At 59.2% G+C, this 16,287-nt stretch carries 13 protein-coding genes; 3 read left to right on the forward strand and 10 right to left on the reverse strand.

Features of this window, described 5'->3' with window-relative positions:
* Nucleotides 1-15: 15 nt before the first annotated feature.
* Together FQ185_RS14330 and FQ185_RS14335 are read right to left on the reverse strand one after the other, a co-directional pair.
* The gene (locus FQ185_RS14330) at nt 16-1,167 is read right to left on the reverse strand and encodes a carboxypeptidase family protein (protein ID WP_149417977.1); all 1,152 of its coding nucleotides are present in this window, start codon (nt 1,165-1,167) and stop codon (nt 16-18) included.
* Nucleotides 1,168-1,650: 483 nt separating this feature from the next.
* Nucleotides 1,651-1,992 carry a DUF6124 family protein gene (locus tag FQ185_RS14335; RefSeq protein ID WP_149417978.1) on the reverse strand — a complete coding sequence of 114 codons (342 nt, stop codon included), beginning with the start codon at nt 1,990-1,992 and terminating at the stop codon, nt 1,651-1,653.
* Between the two features lie 129 nt (nt 1,993-2,121).
* Between FQ185_RS14335 and FQ185_RS14340 the strand changes: the two genes are divergently transcribed.
* The gene (locus FQ185_RS14340) at nt 2,122-2,769 is read left to right on the forward strand and encodes a LexA family transcriptional regulator (RefSeq protein ID WP_149417979.1); all 648 of its coding nucleotides are present in this window, start codon (nt 2,122-2,124) and stop codon (nt 2,767-2,769) included.
* Nucleotides 2,770-2,808: 39 nt separating this feature from the next.
* Here the strand turns inward: FQ185_RS14340 and FQ185_RS14345 are convergent, their stop codons facing one another.
* The 4 genes from FQ185_RS14345 to FQ185_RS14360 are packed head-to-tail and all read right to left on the reverse strand — an operon-like array spanning nt 2,809 to nt 8,370.
* A complete protein-coding gene (locus FQ185_RS14345) occupies nt 2,809-4,758 on the reverse strand; it encodes an acetyl/propionyl/methylcrotonyl-CoA carboxylase subunit alpha (RefSeq protein WP_149417980.1) in 1,950 nt (649 codons plus the stop codon).
* Nucleotides 4,758-5,573, reverse strand: coding sequence for a gamma-carboxygeranoyl-CoA hydratase (locus tag FQ185_RS14350; protein WP_149417981.1), 816 nt, complete (start codon nt 5,571-5,573; stop codon nt 4,758-4,760). Before FQ185_RS14350 ends, FQ185_RS14345 begins: the two co-directional genes overlap by 1 nt.
* A gap of 13 nt (nt 5,574-5,586) precedes the next feature.
* Nucleotides 5,587-7,194, reverse strand: a complete 1,608-nt coding sequence (locus tag FQ185_RS14355; RefSeq protein ID WP_149417982.1) for a carboxyl transferase domain-containing protein — start codon at nt 7,192-7,194, stop codon at nt 5,587-5,589.
* Nucleotides 7,195-7,206: 12 nt separating this feature from the next.
* Nucleotides 7,207-8,370, reverse strand: coding sequence for an isovaleryl-CoA dehydrogenase (locus FQ185_RS14360; RefSeq protein ID WP_076027995.1), 1,164 nt, complete (start codon nt 8,368-8,370; stop codon nt 7,207-7,209).
* Between the two features lie 206 nt (nt 8,371-8,576).
* On the opposite strand from FQ185_RS14360, the gene FQ185_RS14365 reads away from it, so the two are divergent.
* Nucleotides 8,577-10,274, forward strand: a complete 1,698-nt coding sequence (locus FQ185_RS14365; RefSeq protein WP_149417983.1) for an AMP-binding protein — start codon at nt 8,577-8,579, stop codon at nt 10,272-10,274.
* 613 nt (nt 10,275-10,887) lie between these two features.
* Here FQ185_RS14365 and FQ185_RS14370 read toward each other — a convergent pair.
* The 3 genes from FQ185_RS14370 to FQ185_RS14380 form a co-directional block, all read right to left on the reverse strand.
* A complete protein-coding gene (locus FQ185_RS14370) occupies nt 10,888-11,787 on the reverse strand; it encodes a hydroxymethylglutaryl-CoA lyase (protein WP_149417984.1) in 900 nt (299 codons plus the stop codon).
* Nucleotides 11,788-11,915: 128 nt separating this feature from the next.
* Nucleotides 11,916-12,314: a MerR family DNA-binding transcriptional regulator gene (locus tag FQ185_RS14375; RefSeq protein WP_149417985.1), complete on the reverse strand. Its 399-nt coding sequence runs from the start codon at nt 12,312-12,314 to the stop codon at nt 11,916-11,918.
* A 207-nt stretch (nt 12,315-12,521) separates the two neighbouring features.
* The gene (locus FQ185_RS14380) at nt 12,522-13,451 is read right to left on the reverse strand and encodes a LysR family transcriptional regulator (RefSeq protein WP_008148497.1); all 930 of its coding nucleotides are present in this window, start codon (nt 13,449-13,451) and stop codon (nt 12,522-12,524) included.
* Between the two features lie 164 nt (nt 13,452-13,615).
* Here FQ185_RS14380 and FQ185_RS14385 point away from each other — a divergent pair, with 164 nt between their 5' ends.
* On the forward strand, nt 13,616-14,845 hold the full coding sequence (locus tag FQ185_RS14385; protein ID WP_149417986.1) for an acyl-CoA dehydrogenase: 1,230 nt from the start codon (nt 13,616-13,618) through the stop codon (nt 14,843-14,845).
* Between the two features lie 53 nt (nt 14,846-14,898).
* On the opposite strand, the gene FQ185_RS14390 is transcribed toward FQ185_RS14385, so the two are convergent.
* On the reverse strand, nt 14,899-16,239 hold the full coding sequence (locus tag FQ185_RS14390) for a substrate-binding domain-containing protein (protein WP_149417987.1): 1,341 nt from the start codon (nt 16,237-16,239) through the stop codon (nt 14,899-14,901).
* Nucleotides 16,240-16,287 lie beyond the last annotated feature (48 nt).

The following is a 16,287-nucleotide window of genomic DNA, read 5'->3' on the forward strand; positions in this document are numbered from 1 at the left end:
AGCCATCGAGCGTGATCAACGCAGGGTGTCGACCATGTCGGCCACAGTCGTCAGCACATCCTTCCCCAATTGCTTCGAGCGTTTGCCGGACCAGCCGGTCAGCGGGTTCGGCGCATCATTGTTGTCCTTGAAGGGCATTTCCAGGGTCAACGACAGGCAGTCGAATTTCTCGCCGACGCTGTTGCAGGCCAGGGTCATGTTGGCCTTGCCGGGCAAGTCGCGGGTGTAGCCGTGAGTGGTCTGGAAGTCCTTGGTCAGGTGCTTCAGATGGCTGCGGAAGTGCGCTTCGAGTTTTTCGATTCGCGGTGTGTAGCCCGGGTTGCCTTCACAACCGGCGGTGAACACGTAAGGGATTTCTTCATCGCCATGGATGTCGAGGAACAGGTCAACACCGTACTTTTCCATTTGCTGCTGAACGAACAGCACTTCCGGACTGATCTCCTGGCTGGCGCTCTGCCATGCGCGGTTCAGGTCCTGGCCCATGGCGTTGGTGCGCAGATGCCCGTGGAAAGCGCCGTCCGGGTTCATGTTCGGCACCAGGTACAGATCAGCGCTGGCCAGCAGTTTGTTCAACACCGGATCGTCGTGCTTTTCAAGGCGTTCGATCACACCTTCCATGAACCACTCGGCCATGTGTTCGCCCGGGTGTTGCTGGGCAATGATCCAGACCTTGCGTCGACCTTCGGCCCCCGTGCCTTTGCGCAACAGCTGGATGTCCCGCCCTTCAACGCTCTTGCCGGTCGCCAGCAGTTCGGTGCCGGCCTTGGTCAGCGCCTGCTCGATCAGCCAGTCGTGACGGCCACGGCTGTAGGGTTCGAAATAGGCAAACCAGGCGTGAGTGGCGGTGGCTTCAAGGCTGAAACGCAGACAGTCGCCTTCGAATATGGTCGGCACCCGGAACCAGTTGACGTGGTCGTAGGACGCTGCCGCCTGATAACCGTCCCAGGCTTTGTTGTACGAGGACCTGCTGGCATTGTTCAGACGAAACCAGTGCTCCTGACCAACATGCAGACCGCTGGCCTTGAAGTGGAACCACTGAAAATGCTGGCTGCGGGTGTCTGGCTTGATGGCCAGCAGGGCTTGCAACGGATTGCTGATATCCAGCACTTCAATGTTGCCACTGTCAAAGTTTGCGCTGATGTCGAAAGAGGATTTGGCCACGGTCATAGTCGATTCCTGAATATGATTTTTATGGCTGCTACTTTACACGCTGGGAAGGGGAAAACCGGGGGAAATTGCGGGGTGAAAAGGGGGGCGTCGTCCTTGACGCGGACGCAGCTTAGAGACTGTGCGATTGATTCTCAAGTGCTATTTTTCATTAGTTTGGACCAATGATGCCGGGCATCTCTTGCCAACGGATATTCTTTTGATATCATCCGCGCCAACCGAATTTGCAACACCTGAAGACTTCATTAGCCTGAAGCCAAAGCCAGAATAACTGGCAAAAAAAGACCCGGCAAAAAGCCGGGTCAAAAACCGTGATTAGCCTGATGAGGAGATAGTCCAGGAGACCGACCTAAGGTCTTCTGGTCCATCGACTGATCTCGCGACCAGCCGAATGCAATAATAATCATTCTCGTTTACAAGTCAAATGTTTTTATCTGCGCGATTGGAAAATTCTTTCCCGCCCTCCTCGAAAGTACCTTCGTCTCAGGCGAGCTGAACCCCTTCAAGGGAACGGTCGACCATCGCCTTGGCCATGTCGATCATGTGCACCGCTGAAAACGCCAGATCCCGGTTTGCGCCTTGCAGGTTGTTGGCCGACTCGTACGCAGTGGCGGCGGCACACCGCAATAGATCCGAAGCATGGACCAACGCCTCTTCGCTGCTGATGTTGCGATTCACGTCAAAGAAACGTTCCTCGACCACCTCTTCTGAAACAGCTGGTTTCAAGTAATAGTCCAGCGCTCGCTGCGCCGCGGCAGAGCCTTTGGGAGACGTGAGGGAAGTGTCGATTTGCATGTCTGGCAGGTCGTTGCTGGGGATATTCATGGCGAGGGCAAGCTCCGTGATAGATTCAGATCCGTGAATCAATCGTAGTACGAACTGTATTTGTGACGAGAATTTAAATACTACATTTTGTGTTTTGATGGCCGGAGGCGCCCACGTATCGTGCCGCACATGGATAAATGGATTGAATTGGTCAAGGCCAAGATGAGTGAACTCAAAGTCACTCAAGAGATACTCGCCGAACGTCTCGGGATGTCCCAGGGCGGCGTTGGCCACTGGCTGAATAAACGTCGCGAACCCGGCATCGACAACATGAACCGTGTGTTGAAGGCGCTTGGAATGGAGTTTCTTGAGGTGGCGCTGGTGATCCGTGAGCCTGTCGTCTCGGAAGATGACGAGATGCCTCTGGCGCACAAGTACAACCCGTACTTCCGCTACCCGGTCAGTGACTGGCGGGAACCGGCTGAGGTGCGCGATGGTGAACTGACGGTGTACAACAAGGAGCGTTTTGAACTGACCGATTACCACGCCCAAGGCGCCGCATTCTGGCTGGTGGTGGTGGGCGATGCGATGACCGCACCCAGCGGCATCAGTATCGCCGAGGGCATGATGATCCTGGTTGACCCGGCCATTGTGCCGGAACCCGGAAAGCTGGTGATTGCCCAGTGGCCTGGCAGCGCCGAGGCGACCTTTCGCAAGCTGATCGAAGAGGGCGGGCAGCGTTACCTGGTCCCGCTCAATCCGACGTATCCGAAAGCCCTTTACACCGAGGAATGCAGAATCCTCGGCGTGGTGGTTCAGGCAACGGCCAAGTTCTAATCAGATCGGTCCTCGCAATGCGTAGGACCGATCTTCATTTCACGCCTCTTCCAACTCGACCAATGCACTGCCTTCGCTGACCATCTCGCCTTCCTGGCAATACAGCGTCTTGATCACCCCGGCGTGTGGCGCACGAATGCTGTGCTCCATCTTCATCGCTTCCAGCACCACCAGTTGCGCTCCGGCTTCGACCGTTTGCCCTACCTCCACCAACACCCGCACGATACTGCCATTCATGGGGGCGGTCAGCCCGCCCTGATGGCTGTGACTGGCTTCGACAGCACTGATCGGGTCGTAGGACTCAATGCGGCGCAATTCACCTTCCCATTGCAGATACAGCACATCGCCACGGCGTATTGCCCGATGCTGGCGGCGCAGGCCGTTGTGCTCGGTCAGCAACTGCTCGCCTTTGAGTTGAGCCGTGCAGGTGTCGCCTAAAGTCAGCGCCCGATCCTGTCCCTCGCAACACAAATGCAGGGTGATTTCGGTCGGCAGTCCGGCTCGGAAACCATTGCTGTTCGCCCAAGGCGAACTCAGATCATCGGCACGAGGGGAACTCGGCTGGCTCTGGGCAAATGCCTGGGCGGCGGCTTGCCAAAATTCATCACTGAGGTCCGAAGGTTCTGGCAGCAGTTGCTCCTGGTAACGCGGGATAAACCCGGTATCCAGTTCAGCGGCGGCAAACGCCGGATGGCCGATGATCCGGCGCAGGAAGTTGATGTTGGTCTTGAGCCCGCCAATCGCGAATTCGTCGAGCATGCTCAGCAAGCGCAGACGCGCCTGTTCACGATCCTCGCCCCAGGCAATCAGCTTGCCGAGCATCGGGTCGTAAAATGGCGAAATCTCGTCGCCTTCTTCGACACCGCTGTCGACACGACGCCCCGGACCTTCGGCGGATTCGCGATACAGCGCCAGTCGCCCGGTGGCCGGCAGGAAGTCATGACCCGGATCTTCGGCATACAGTCGCACTTCGATCGCATGGCCGATCAGTGGAACCTCGGCTTGGGTCATCGGCAGTATTTCGCCACGTGCCACACGAATCTGCCAGGCCACCAGGTCGAGACCGGTGATGGCTTCGGTGACCGGGTGTTCCACTTGCAGACGCGTGTTCATCTCCATGAAGAAGAACTCACCGCGCGAATCCAGCAGAAACTCTACGGTGCCCGCACCGACATAGCCGATGGCTTGCGCCGAACGCACAGCAGCCTCGCCCATCGCGCGACGCAGTTCCGGGCTCAGACCTGGCGCGGGCGCTTCTTCGACGACTTTTTGATGCCTGCGTTGAATCGAGCAGTCACGTTCGTTGAGGTACAAGCAATTGCCATGTTGGTCAGCGAAGACCTGGATTTCCACGTGTCGCGGTTTGAGCAGGTACTTCTCGACCAGCATCCGCGAATCACCGAACGACGATTGCGCTTCACGTTGCGCCGATGCCAGGGCTTCTGCCAGTTGGCTGACGTCCTCGACCACTTTCATGCCCTTGCCGCCGCCGCCCGCTGTGGCCTTGAGCAGCACCGGATAACCGATGCGTTCGCAGGCATCGCGGAAAGTGTCGAGGTCCTGAGCTTCGCCGTGATAGCCGGGCACCAGTGGCACACCGGCGGTTTCCATCAACGCTTTGGCCGCGGATTTGCTGCCCATCGCGTCGATGGCCGAGGCAGGCGGGCCAAGGAAGAGCAAGCCGGCTGCTTCGATGGCACGGGCGAACCCGGCGTTTTCGGAAAGGAAGCCATAACCGGGGTGGATTGCTTGAGCACCGCTGGCCTTGGCGGCGGCGATCAGTTTGTCGATTTGCAGGTAGCTGTCGGCTGCTTTGCTGCCACCGAGATCAACACGGATGTCTGCTTCGCGGCTATGTCGCGCGTCACGGTCGGTGGCGCTGTGCACGGCCACGGTGGTCAAGCCCAGGGCCTTGGCGGTACGCATCACCCGACAAGCGATTTCGCCGCGGTTGGCCACCAGCAGGGTGGTGAGAACAGGTGCGCTCATCAACGCGACTCCTTGGTGGTGGTTTCGGCTTGCCAGCTCGGCGGACGTTTTTGCAGGAAAGCGCGCAGGCCTTCCTGGCCTTCGGGGCTGACGCGGATGCGGGCAATGGCGTTTTCGGTGTAGCGGCGCAGTGCCGGGGTCAGCGCGCCGTGGCCGACTTCGCGCAGCAAGTCCTTGCTGACACGCATAGCCGCCGGGCTGTTGAGCAGCAGATTGTCGATCCATTGCTCGACTTTCAGTTCCAGCTCAGCGACCGGATAACTCTCCGACAACAAGCCGATTTCCCGCGCCCGTTGCCCGCCGAAACGCTCGGCGGTCAGGGCATAGCGACGTGTCGCGCGTTCGCCGATGGCTTGCACCACGAACGGACTGATCACCGCCGGCGCCAGGCCGATGCGCACTTCCGACAGGCAGAACTGCGCGTCATTGGCGCCGATGGCCATGTCGCAGCAACTGATCAGGCCCAACGCGCCGCCATAGGCTGCGCCTTGCACCACGGCCAGGGTCGGGATTTTCAGCTTGGCCAGGTTGTACATCAACTCCGCCAGTTCCCGGGCGTCGTCGAGGTTGGTGTGGTAATCGAGTTCGGCCGATTGCTGCATCCAGGCCAGGTCGGCGCCGGCGCTGAAATGTTTGCCGCGGCCACGCACCAATAGAAAACGCAGGCTGGCATCGCTCGAGACCTTGTCCAGGGCAAGGATCAGTTCGCGGATCATTTCGGCGTTGAAGGCGTTGTTCTTTTCTTCACGGCTGAGCCAAAGAGTCGCAAAGCCCCTTGGATCGCTCAGCAGTTCGAGGGTGTTGAAGTCGCTCATCATATTCTCCCGATCACATCCGGAACACGCCGAAGCGGCTCGGTTCGATTGGCGCGTTCAGCGACGCGGACAAGGCCAGGGCCAACACATCGCGGGTCTGCGCCGGGTCGATGACGCCGTCGTCCCACAGCCGTGCGCTGGAGTAGTAGGGATGACCCTGTTCTTCGTACTGATCGAGGATCGGTTGCTTGATCTCGGCTTCCTGCTCGGCACTGAAACCGTGCCCGCTGCGCTCGGCTTGCTCACGCTTGACCTGCACCAGTACGCCGGCCGCCTGTTCGGCGCCCATCACGCCAATCCGTGCGTTCGGCCACATCCACAGGAATCGAGGATCGTAAGCCCGACCGCACATGCCATAGTTACCGGCGCCGAAGCTGCCGCCGATGATCACGGTGAATTTCGGCACCCTGGCGCACGCCACGGCGGTCACCAGTTTCGCGCCGTGCTTGGCGATGCCGCCGGCCTCGTACTTCTGGCCGACCATGAAGCCGGTGATGTTTTGCAGGAACAGCAACGGAATACCGCGCTGGCACGCCAACTCGATAAAGTGCGCGCCTTTCTGCGCGGCTTCGGCGAACAGAATGCCGTTGTTGGCAAGGACCGCGATCGGGTAACCGTGCAGGTGGGCAAAACCGCACACCAGGGTCGTCCCGAACAGCGCCTTGAACTCGTCGAACACTGAACCGTCGACCAATCGCGAAATCACTTCGCGCACGTCGAACGGCTGCTTGGCGTCTGCCGAGACCACGCCGTACAACTCGTCGCTGCTATAAAGCGGGGCGATCGGCGCACGCTGCTGCACTTCGCCGAGCTTGCGCCAGTTGAGGTTGGCGATGCTGCGTCGTGCTATGGCCAAGGCGTGTTCATCGCTCTCGGCGTAGTGGTCGGCCACCCCGGAAATCTTGCAGTGCACATCGGCCCCGCCGAGGTCTTCGGCGCTGACGACTTCACCTGTCGCGGCTTTCACCAGCGGCGGGCCAGCGAGGAAAATCGTCGCCTGTTGGCGGACCATGATTGCCTCGTCGGCCATGGCTGGCACATAAGCACCACCGGCGGTGCACGAGCCCATGACCACCGCGATTTGTGGGATGCCCATGGCGCTCATGTTGGCCTGGTTGAAGAAGATCCGTCCGAAGTGTTCACGGTCCGGAAACACTTCATCCTGACGTGGCAGGTTGGCGCCACCGGAGTCCACCAGATAGATGCACGGCAAGCGGTTCTGCTGGGCGATGGTCTGGGCGCGCAGGTGTTTTTTCACGGTCAGCGGGTAATACGAGCCACCTTTGACGGTGGCGTCGTTGGCGACGATCATGCATTCGACGCCTTCCACACGGCCGATTCCGGCAATCACGCCTGCGGCCGGAACGTCTTCGCCATACACCTCGTAGGCCGCCAATTGGCTGATTTCGAGAAACGGCGAACCCGGATCGAGCAGGCGATTGATCCGTTCACGAGGCAGCAATTTGCCGCGCGAGGTGTGGCGTTCTTGCGCCTTCGGGCCGCCACCTTGCTGCACTTGCGCGAGCAGGGTGTGCAGGGCGTCGACCTGTTTGAGCATCGCCGCGCTGTTGGCCGCGAACTCCGCCGAACGGGGGTTGAGCTGGGTATGCAGGATAGCCATGGACAGCTCCGTTTAGCGGGTTTCGTTGAACAGTTCGCGACCGATCAGCATGCGACGGATCTCACTGGTGCCGGCACCGATTTCGTACAGCTTGGCGTCACGCAGCAGACGACCGGCCGGGAATTCGTTGATGTAGCCGTTGCCACCGAGAATCTGGATCGCGTCGAGGGCCATTCGGGTCGCGCATTCGGCGCTGTAGAGGATGACTCCGGCGGCGTCCTTGCGGGCGGTTTCGCCGCGTTCGCACGCTTGCGCTACTGCATAGAGGTAGGCGCGGCTGGCGTTGAGCTGGGTGTACATGTCGGCGACCTTGCCCTGGATCAGCTGGAACTCGCCGATGCTTTGGCCGAACTGCTTGCGGTCGTGGATGTACGGCACGATCAGGTCCATGCAGGCCTGCATGATCCCGGTCGGGCCACCTGAAAGAACGACGCGCTCGTAATCGAGGCCGCTCATCAGCACCTTCACGCCGCCGTTGAGTACGCCGAGGATGTTTTCTTCCGGCACTTCGACGTCGTCGAAGAACAGCTCACAGGTGTTGGAACCGCGCATGCCGAGCTTGTCGAATTTGTTGCTGCGGCTGAAACCTTTGGAATCACGTTCGACGATAAACGCGGTGATGCCGTGGGGGCCTTTCTCCAGGTCGGTCTTGGCATAGATCACGTAGGTGTTGGCGTCGGGGCCGTTGGTGATCCAGGTCTTGCTGCCGTTGAGGACGTAGTGATCGCCGCGTTTATCGGCGCGCAGTTTCATCGACACCACATCGGAACCGGCATTCGGCTCGCTCATCGCCAGAGCGCCGATATGCTCGCCGCTGATCAGTTTTGGCAGGTATTTGCTTTTCTGTTCGTGATTGCCGTTGCGGTTGATCTGGTTGACGCAGAGGTTGGAGTGCGCGCCGTAGGACAGGGCGACAGACGCCGAACCACGGCTGATTTCTTCCATGATCACCACGTGCGCCAGGTAACCCAGGCCCGCGCCGCCGTACTCTTCCGGGACGGTAACGCCCAGCAGGCCCATGTCGCCGAATTTGCGCCACAGGTCGGCGGGGAACAGGTTGTCGATGTCGATCTGAGCGGCGCGCGGGGCGATCTCTTTGGCGACGAAGGACTGAACCTGATCGCGCAGCATGTCGATGGTTTCACCGAGGGCAAAGTTCAGGGATGGATAGCTCATGGGTCACCTTTTGGCTTTTTTGTAGGGTAGGGGAGAGCAGTGATTCGGTTCTCACCTTTACGTTAACGTAAGCCTGTGACGAATGGCTGTCAATCGCCCTTTACGTTAACGTCAACTTGAGCGAGAGTAGAGCCAGTTCTGAATGATCGGGGCTAGTCATAAGGCCTCGTTCCAACAACCCACTAATAAAGACAATAGGGGTCGTCATGGATCAACCCAGTGCAGGTCCGCAGCGCAGCTATACCCGTGGTTCCCAGGACAAAGCCTTGCTGGCGATGACCATCGGCCAGGCGTTCGCTAACACCGTCGCGCAGTACCCGACCGGGGAGGCGCTGGTCGTGCGTCATCAACAGTTGCGCTATACGTGGCAGCAACTGGCCGACGCCGTGGACTTGCACGCCAGAGCCTTGTTGGCGCTGGGCTTGCAGACCGGGGACCGCCTCGGCATCTGGGCACCGAACTGCGCCCAGTGGTGCATCAGCCAATTCGCCAGTGCGAAAATCGGCGTGATCCTGGTCAACATCAACCCGGCGTATCGCAGCTCCGAGCTTGAATACGTGTTGAAACAATCCGGATGCCAATGGCTGGTCTGCGCTGGCGCCTTCAAAACCTCCGATTACCACGCGATGCTGCAGGGCCTGGTGCCGGAACTGGCGGAGCAATCCATCGGGAAATTGCAGAGCGAGCGCCTACCGGAACTGCGCGGTGTCATCAGTCTGGATGCCCGGCCGCCCTCGGGTTTCCTGCCGTGGTCGCAACTGGCCGATCTGGCGGGCAGTGTGTCGGCCAACCAGCTGAGCGAACGCCAGGACAGTCTGCATTTCGACCAGGCGGTGAACATCCAGTACACCTCCGGCACGACCGGTTTCCCGAAGGGCGCGACCCTCAGTCACTACAACATTCTAAATAACGGTTATATGGTCGGCGAAAGCCTGGGCCTGACCGCGAACGATCGGCTGGTGATCCCGGTGCCGCTGTATCACTGCTTCGGCATGGTCATGGGCAACCTCGGCTGCATCACCCACGGCAGCACCATGATTTACCCCAACGATGCATTTGATCCGTTGCTGACCTTGACCACCGTTGCCGAGGAAAAGGCCACAGCGCTCTACGGCGTACCGACCATGTTCATCGCCATGCTCGATCAACCCCAGCGTGCCGATTTCGATCTGTCGAGCCTGCGCACCGGGATCATGGCCGGGGCGACGTGCCCGATCGAGGTCATGCGCCGCGTCATCAATGAAATGCACATGAGCGAAGTGCAAATTGCCTACGGCATGACGGAAACAAGCCCCGTGTCGTTGCAGACCGGTCCGTCAGACGAGCTGGAATTGCGCGTCACCACCGTCGGCCGCACCCAGCCACAACTGGAAAGCAAGATCATCGACGAAGCGGGCAACCTCGTGCCGCGCGGCACCATCGGTGAGCTCTGCACCCGCGGTTACAGCGTGATGCTCGGCTACTGGAACAATCCGCAAGGTACGGCGGAGGCCATCGATCAGGCAGGCTGGATGCACACCGGTGACCTGGCGAGCATGAACGACGAGGGCTATGTGTGCATTGCCGGGCGCAACAAGGACATGATCATCCGTGGCGGTGAGAATATTTACCCGCGGGAACTGGAAGAGTTCTTCTTCACCCACCCGGCCGTGGCCGATGTGCAAGTGATCGGGATTCCGTGTTCGCGCTATGGCGAAGAGATTGTCGCGTGGGTCAAATTCCATCCGGGTCACAGCGCCACCGAGCAGGAGCTGCAAACCTGGTGCAAGGAGCGCATCGCGCACTTCAAGACACCGCGTTACTTCAAGTTCGTCGAGGAGTTTCCGATGACGGTGACCGGCAAGATCCAGAAGTTCCGGATGCGCGAGATCAGTATCGAGGAGTTGAAGACCAACAATAGCTGACGACAATCCCCAGTGGGAGCGAGTTTGCTCCCACTGGGTGGCGGTGGAAATTACAAACGCCAGAAAGCACAAAGGGGAGCCGAAGCTCCCCTTTAATTTTGTCGTCACGTGCTCTTTTTTTATTATTGAGGGGCGGCCTGTTGTTGTTTTTGGAAGCCGTGACCCTTTACCGCTGTTTTTGTCGATCCCCATCCGGGATCAAGAGCAAACGTATTTTTTTGAGCGCTGATCTACTTTTTCGCTAAGCGATCCAACCAGTTCGGGAGCTACCTGATGGTAGTTTTATTGTTCTCTGCCCGGTTGCGGGTTACTCCGAAAAGCACCCTGAAAAGCACATCCTCTCCAAAAAAATCTGTTAGCTGCGTCTCTGTCGTGTTGTTTTTGTTATGTCAGAGTCGTTACGTCTTATTCTTATTAGGTTTGCCGCTTTTTTTGTTCTTGTTATGCAATAGAGATAGCAGAAGCCGTGCCAACTTTTAAAAGTCTTTTAAAATCAATAACTTATGATTTTGTAGAATTTTTCGTTCGGCCAAACGCCGACAATTTGTTTCCTTGTTACTCGCTTTCGCCCACCCCCTTGAAGGGGCGGTAACACCCGGACACATCCGCGCGCTTACTGTGCGCTGCGAGCCTTTGCCACGCGAGAACCGGTAGGTCGGCCCAGCACAGTGCAAATTTGCTGGCCAGCCAAAATCAGCGCATCCAAGTCGATTCCGGTCTCGATGCCCAGGCCGTTGAGCAGGTAAACAACGTCTTCGGTGGCGACGTTACCGCTGGCGCCCTTGGCGTATGGGCAGCCGCCGAGGCCGGCGATGGAGCTGTCGAACACCGCGATGCCTTCGAGCAGGCTGGCATAGATGTTGGCCATGGCCTGGCCATAGGTGTCATGAAAATGCCCGGCCAGTTTCTCCCGTGGCACATCGGCGGAGACCACTTCGAACATCTTGCGGGTTGCGCCGGCGGTACCGGTGCCGATGGTGTCTCCCAGGGAGACCTCGTAGCAGCCCATCGCGTAGAGCTCGCGAGCGACTCGGGCGACTTGATCCGGTGCGACGTTACCTTCGTATGGGCAGCCCAGCACACACGAAACGTACCCGCGCACGCTGATGCCGTGTTGTTTGGCGGCGTCCATGATCGGCACGAAACGCTCCAGGCTTTCGCTGATCGAGCAATTGATGTTGCGTTGGGAAAACGCTTCGGAAGCCGCGGCGAATACGGCGACTTCCTTGACCCCGGCAGCAATGGCGTCTTCAAACCCGCGCAGGTTGGGTGCGAGTGCGCCATAGGTCACACCCGGCTTGCGCTGGATCTGCGCGAAGACGTCAGCGGAACCGGCCATCTGCGGCACCCATTTGGGCGAGACGAAACTGCCGACTTCTATATAGCCAAGGCCGGCGGCGGTCAGCGCGTCGACCAGCTGCACTTTGTCCGCAACGCTGATGGGTTGGGCTTCGTTCTGCAAACCGTCGCGGGGGCCGACTTCGACAAGACGTACGTGGGTGGGTAGGGACATAAGAAATTCACCTGTCAGTTAGGGATCGTTCCCATGCGCTGCGTGGGAATGCCTCAATGGACGCTCTTGATGTGTGACGCGGAGCGTCAGGGGCTGCATTCCCACGCAGAGCGTGGGAACGATCATCGTTAAACGGCCTGCTGGCTCTTGATCGTCTGTTCCAGCGCCTGAGTGCAACGCTCCTGCGCGGTATCCAGTTCCAGCTTCATCTGTTCGATGTCGAGCATCTGCTGCTCCAGCTGTTCACGGCGCTCAGCGATTTTGGTCAGCATGGTCTGTAGCTGTTTCTGATTGCCGCCGGTCGGGTCGTAGAGTTCGATCAACTCGCGGCATTCGGCCAGGGAGAAACCAATGCGCTTGCCCCGCAGGATCAGCTTCAGGCTGACCTTGTCGCGGGGCGAGTAGATGCGTTCCTGACCACGCCGCTCGGGACTGAGCAGGCCTTGCTCTTCATAAAAGCGAATCGCCCGGGTGGTGATGTCGAGCTCGCGGGCGAGGTCGGAAATGCTATAGGTCTGGCTGCTCATGGGCGCGCTCGAATAAGGTCATGGCGCTAAGCTAATGTCAGGTTGACGTTTACGTCAAGGGACGGGGTATGTGTGTGTACTTGCGGGCCTCTTCGCGAGCAAGCCCTTTCCTACATTTGATCTTCTGTGAACACAGTATTTGTGTACGACAGCGATCCAATGTGGGAGCGGGCTTGCCCGCGATGAACGATAACGCGGTAACAAGTCCTACACCTTATCGAGCTTCTTCTCATGCGCCGTCACTTGCTGGCACAACTCGATCATCTGCTCACGCATCCAGCGATTGGCCGGGTCCTGGTCGGTGCTTTCGTGCCAGTAAAGGTGGGTTTCCACCGGAGGCACGTCGTTGACCGGCAGATTCACCGAGTACAAATCATGGCGACGGGCGAAGCGCTCCGGCACGGTCATGACCATGTCGGTCTGTTGCAACACTTGTGAAGCCATCAGGTAATGCTGGGAGCGCAGGGCAATCTTGCGCTGGATGCCCATTTTGCCCAAGGCCAGATCGACATGGCCCAAGCCGCTACGGCGACTGGAAATGTGAATGTGCGTCAGCGACAGATAATCATCGAGGGTGAATTTTTCTTTACCCGCCAACGGATGGCCCTTGCGCATGGCGCACACGTAACGGTCTTCCATCAATTTGACGTGACGCACTTGCGGGTCGGTGTTGAGCGGCGCATCGACGGCGAAGTCGAGGCGGCCGGCCGCCAGTTCCTTGGTGGTCTCGCGGCGCTTGGACAGGAAACTTTCGATGATCACCGTCGGTGCCAGGCGACGCAGGCGCTGGAACAGCGGCGGCAGAATCACCGCTTCAGTGAGGTCGGTCATGCTGATGCGGTAGGTCTTGACCGCCTGCAATGGGTTGAAGATGCGGCTTTCCTGCACCGACACCCGCAGCAAGGAGAGGGCGTTGCGTACCGGGCCGATGATGTTCTGGGCCATCGGCGTCGGCACCATGCCTTGGGCGGTGCGCACGAACAACGGGTCGTTGAACGTCTCGCGCAAGCGGGCCAGAGCGTTCGAGACCGCTGGCTGAGTAATGCCGACAATCTGCCCGGCGCGGGTCAGGTTGGCTTCGGTGTAGATCGCGTCGAAGACGATGAAAAGGTTGAGGTCGACCTTGCTCAGATTCATTGCGCTGCACTCTTATTGTTGGTTTTCAATCACCCGATCATATATCGGTGATGAATGTTAATACACGCCGAGAATAGGCTAGGTAAATTTTCGTAGCTGTTCTAGCATCGATTGCATGACCTGAACAACTCCTCTAAACCCTCCGTTAAAAGGTAGAGCTGCCCATGGATTTCGCTTATTCGCCCAAGGTGCAAGAACTGCGTGAGCGCGTGACCGCGTTCATGGACACCTACGTTTATCCCGCCGAAGCGGTGTTCGAACGCCAAGTCGCCGAGGGCGATCGCTGGCAGCCGACCGCAATCATGGAGGAGCTCAAACTCAAGGCCAAGGCTGAAGGCTTGTGGAATTTGTTTCTGCCTGAGTCCGAACTCGGCGCCGGCCTGACCAACCTCGAATACGCGCCGTTGGCAGAAATCATGGGCCGTTCGCTGCTGGGCCCCGAGCCGTTCAACTGCTCCGCGCCAGACACCGGCAACATGGAAGTGCTGGTGCGTTATGCCAACGAAGAACAGAAGCAACGCTGGCTCGAACCGTTGCTGCGCGGCGAAATCCGCTCGGCGTTCGCCATGACCGAACCTGACGTCGCTTCCTCCGACGCCACCAACATGGCCGCCCGCGCTGTGCGTGACGGTGACGAATGGGTGATCAACGGCAAAAAATGGTGGACTTCAGGCGCCTGCGACCCACGCTGCAAGATCCTGATCTTCATGGGCTTGAGCGATCCCGACGCGCCGCGCCATGCGCAGCACTCGATGATTCTGGTGCCGGTGGATGCACCGGGCGTGAAGATCGTTCGTCCGCTGCCGGTGTTCGGCTATGACGACGCGCCTCATGGTCACGCCGAAGTGCTGTTCGAAAACGTCCGGGTGCCGTACGAAAACGTCCTGTTGGGCGAAGGCCGCGGCTTCGAAATCGCTCAAGGCCGCCTTGGCCCGGGCCGGATTCACCACTGCATGCGTTCGATCGGCATGGCTGAACGTGCGCTGGAATTGATGTGCAAACGCGCGGTGAGTCGTACTGCGTTCGGTAAGCCGTTGGCGCGTCTGGGTGGCAACATCGACAAGATCGCCGACTCGCGGATGGAAATCGACATGGCGCGCCTGCTGACGCTGAAAGCCGCGTACATGATGGACACGGTCGGCAACAAAGTGGCGAAGAGCGAAATCGCGCAGATCAAGGTCGTCGCACCGAACGTCGCCTTGAAGGTGATCGACCGGGCGATCCAGATCCATGGCGGGGCAGGGGTTTCCAACGATTTCCCGCTGGCCTACATGTATGCCATGCAACGCACCCTGCGCCTGGCCGACGGCCCGGACGAAGTGCACCGCGCCGCGATCGGCAAGTTCGAGATCGGCAAATACGTGCCTAAGGAAATGATGCGTAGCGGGCAGTAACCGGCACCGTGCACAGATCGTTCCCTCGCTCTGCGTGGGAACGATCGGCTTGGTCAGTAAACCCAAACCTCAACCCGCCGATTCTTGATCCGCCCCTCATCGGCGCTGTTGGCCGCCACCGGCATCTCGGCACCAAAGCCGCGAATCTCGCGAAACACCACGCCGCTTTTCACCAACTCCCGCCGCACCGCCATGGCCCGTAGCTTCGACAGCAAATCGGCACGTGCCGGGTCGCTCTTGGCATCGCCAAACCCTACCAGCGTCACCTGCCGATTGGTTTTGTCGCGCTGCTTTATATAGTCGAGCACCCGCGACAGATCCTGCCGGGCCTTGTTGTCCAGGCTGGCGCTGCCTTCTTCAAAGCGAAAGTTCACCGAAAGCCGCTGGGCGTGACGGCTGAGCGCCTGATAACCCTCGGGCATCAGCGCATTCGGTGTGACGGTCATGGCTTGCACGGTCTGGGCGATAAAACCGTTGGCCGCAACAATCGCCTGGCCCTGGCTGCTTTGGGTGAATGCCACCAACGCGTCCGCCCAGGGATTTGTCCCATGGGGCGGCAGGTAAAAGAACAACCGTCGAGACAACGGATAGTCTTCCGTGGCGATCAGGTTGTAGAGCGGCAACATGGCTTGGGATTGGCCATCGGCAATCGCCACGGCTTTAGCCTGACGCACGTAAGGCAGGCCGATAAAACCGATGCCTTGCGGGTCCAGGCTAACCGCGTCGGACAATTGCTCGCTGGATTCGAAGCGTTTCGCGGCGCTGCTCAGCGTTTTCCCACGAGCGCTGAGGACCAGTTCCTTGAACGTGTCGTAGGTGCCGGACTGGTCATCCCGCGCATAGAGATGAATCGGCCCACCGGTGCCGCCGAGTGCTTCCCAGGTTTTTGCTTCGCCGCTGAAGATTCGCGCCAATTGTTCGGTATTGAGTGTGTTCAACGGATTTTGCGGATGAAGGATGATCGCCAGCCCATCGATGGCAATGACTTGCTCGGCGCCGGTGCTTTTCAGATCGCCCAGCGGTTCGAGGTCCAGCAGCTCGCTGTCCTTGATCGGACGCGATGAGGCGGCGAGATCGGCGGTGGCGGATTTCAGGGCCGTGAAGCCTGTGCTGGAGCCATGGGCCGCGACTTCCACCACGACCCGTCGGCCCTGAGCCGTTTCGCCGACGACGCGCAGTTCGTTGGCTTTGTCGGGGGACTCACTGTGTACCTTGAGCAGGCCTTGTTCGCGCATCAACCCCTCGACCAGCGCGGGGCCCAATGCCGCGCCAATGGTGTTGGAGCCTTGGATGCGCATGACCGGGCCGTGCTCGGGTGTCGGCAAATCGCCGGCCGATGCCGTCAATGGCAAAAAGGCGTTCAGCACACACAGGAATAAAACGCGCAGCGTCATGCCGGCACCTTATATAGACAAAGAAAGTGCCGGGAGAATAAGTCAGTA

The organism is Pseudomonas sp. ANT_H12B (assembly GCF_008369325.1).
Classification (GTDB): domain Bacteria; phylum Pseudomonadota; class Gammaproteobacteria; order Pseudomonadales; family Pseudomonadaceae; genus Aquipseudomonas.

Bases quoted from the DNA above. Each gene is read 5' to 3' on its own strand.
- FQ185_RS14330 (WP_149417977.1), bottom strand. From the start codon at position 1,167: ATGACCGTGGCCAAATCCTCTTTCGACATCAGCGCAAACTTTGACAGT.
- FQ185_RS14335 (WP_149417978.1), bottom strand. From the start codon at position 1,992: ATGAATATCCCCAGCAACGACCTGCCAGACATGCAAATCGACACTTCC.
- FQ185_RS14340 (WP_149417979.1), top strand. From the start codon at position 2,122: ATGGATAAATGGATTGAATTGGTCAAGGCCAAGATGAGTGAACTCAAA.
- FQ185_RS14345 (WP_149417980.1), bottom strand. From the start codon at position 4,758: ATGAGCGCACCTGTTCTCACCACCCTGCTGGTGGCCAACCGCGGCGAA.
- FQ185_RS14350 (WP_149417981.1), bottom strand. From the start codon at position 5,573: ATGAGCGACTTCAACACCCTCGAACTGCTGAGCGATCCAAGGGGCTTT.
- FQ185_RS14355 (WP_149417982.1), bottom strand. From the start codon at position 7,194: ATGGCTATCCTGCATACCCAGCTCAACCCCCGTTCGGCGGAGTTCGCG.
- FQ185_RS14360 (WP_076027995.1), bottom strand. From the start codon at position 8,370: ATGAGCTATCCATCCCTGAACTTTGCCCTCGGTGAAACCATCGACATG.
- FQ185_RS14365 (WP_149417983.1), top strand. From the start codon at position 8,577: ATGGATCAACCCAGTGCAGGTCCGCAGCGCAGCTATACCCGTGGTTCC.
- FQ185_RS14370 (WP_149417984.1), bottom strand. From the start codon at position 11,787: ATGTCCCTACCCACCCACGTACGTCTTGTCGAAGTCGGCCCCCGCGAC.
- FQ185_RS14375 (WP_149417985.1), bottom strand. From the start codon at position 12,314: ATGAGCAGCCAGACCTATAGCATTTCCGACCTCGCCCGCGAGCTCGAC.
- FQ185_RS14380 (WP_008148497.1), bottom strand. From the start codon at position 13,451: ATGAATCTGAGCAAGGTCGACCTCAACCTTTTCATCGTCTTCGACGCG.
- FQ185_RS14385 (WP_149417986.1), top strand. From the start codon at position 13,616: ATGGATTTCGCTTATTCGCCCAAGGTGCAAGAACTGCGTGAGCGCGTG.
- FQ185_RS14390 (WP_149417987.1), bottom strand. From the start codon at position 16,239: ATGACGCTGCGCGTTTTATTCCTGTGTGTGCTGAACGCCTTTTTGCCA.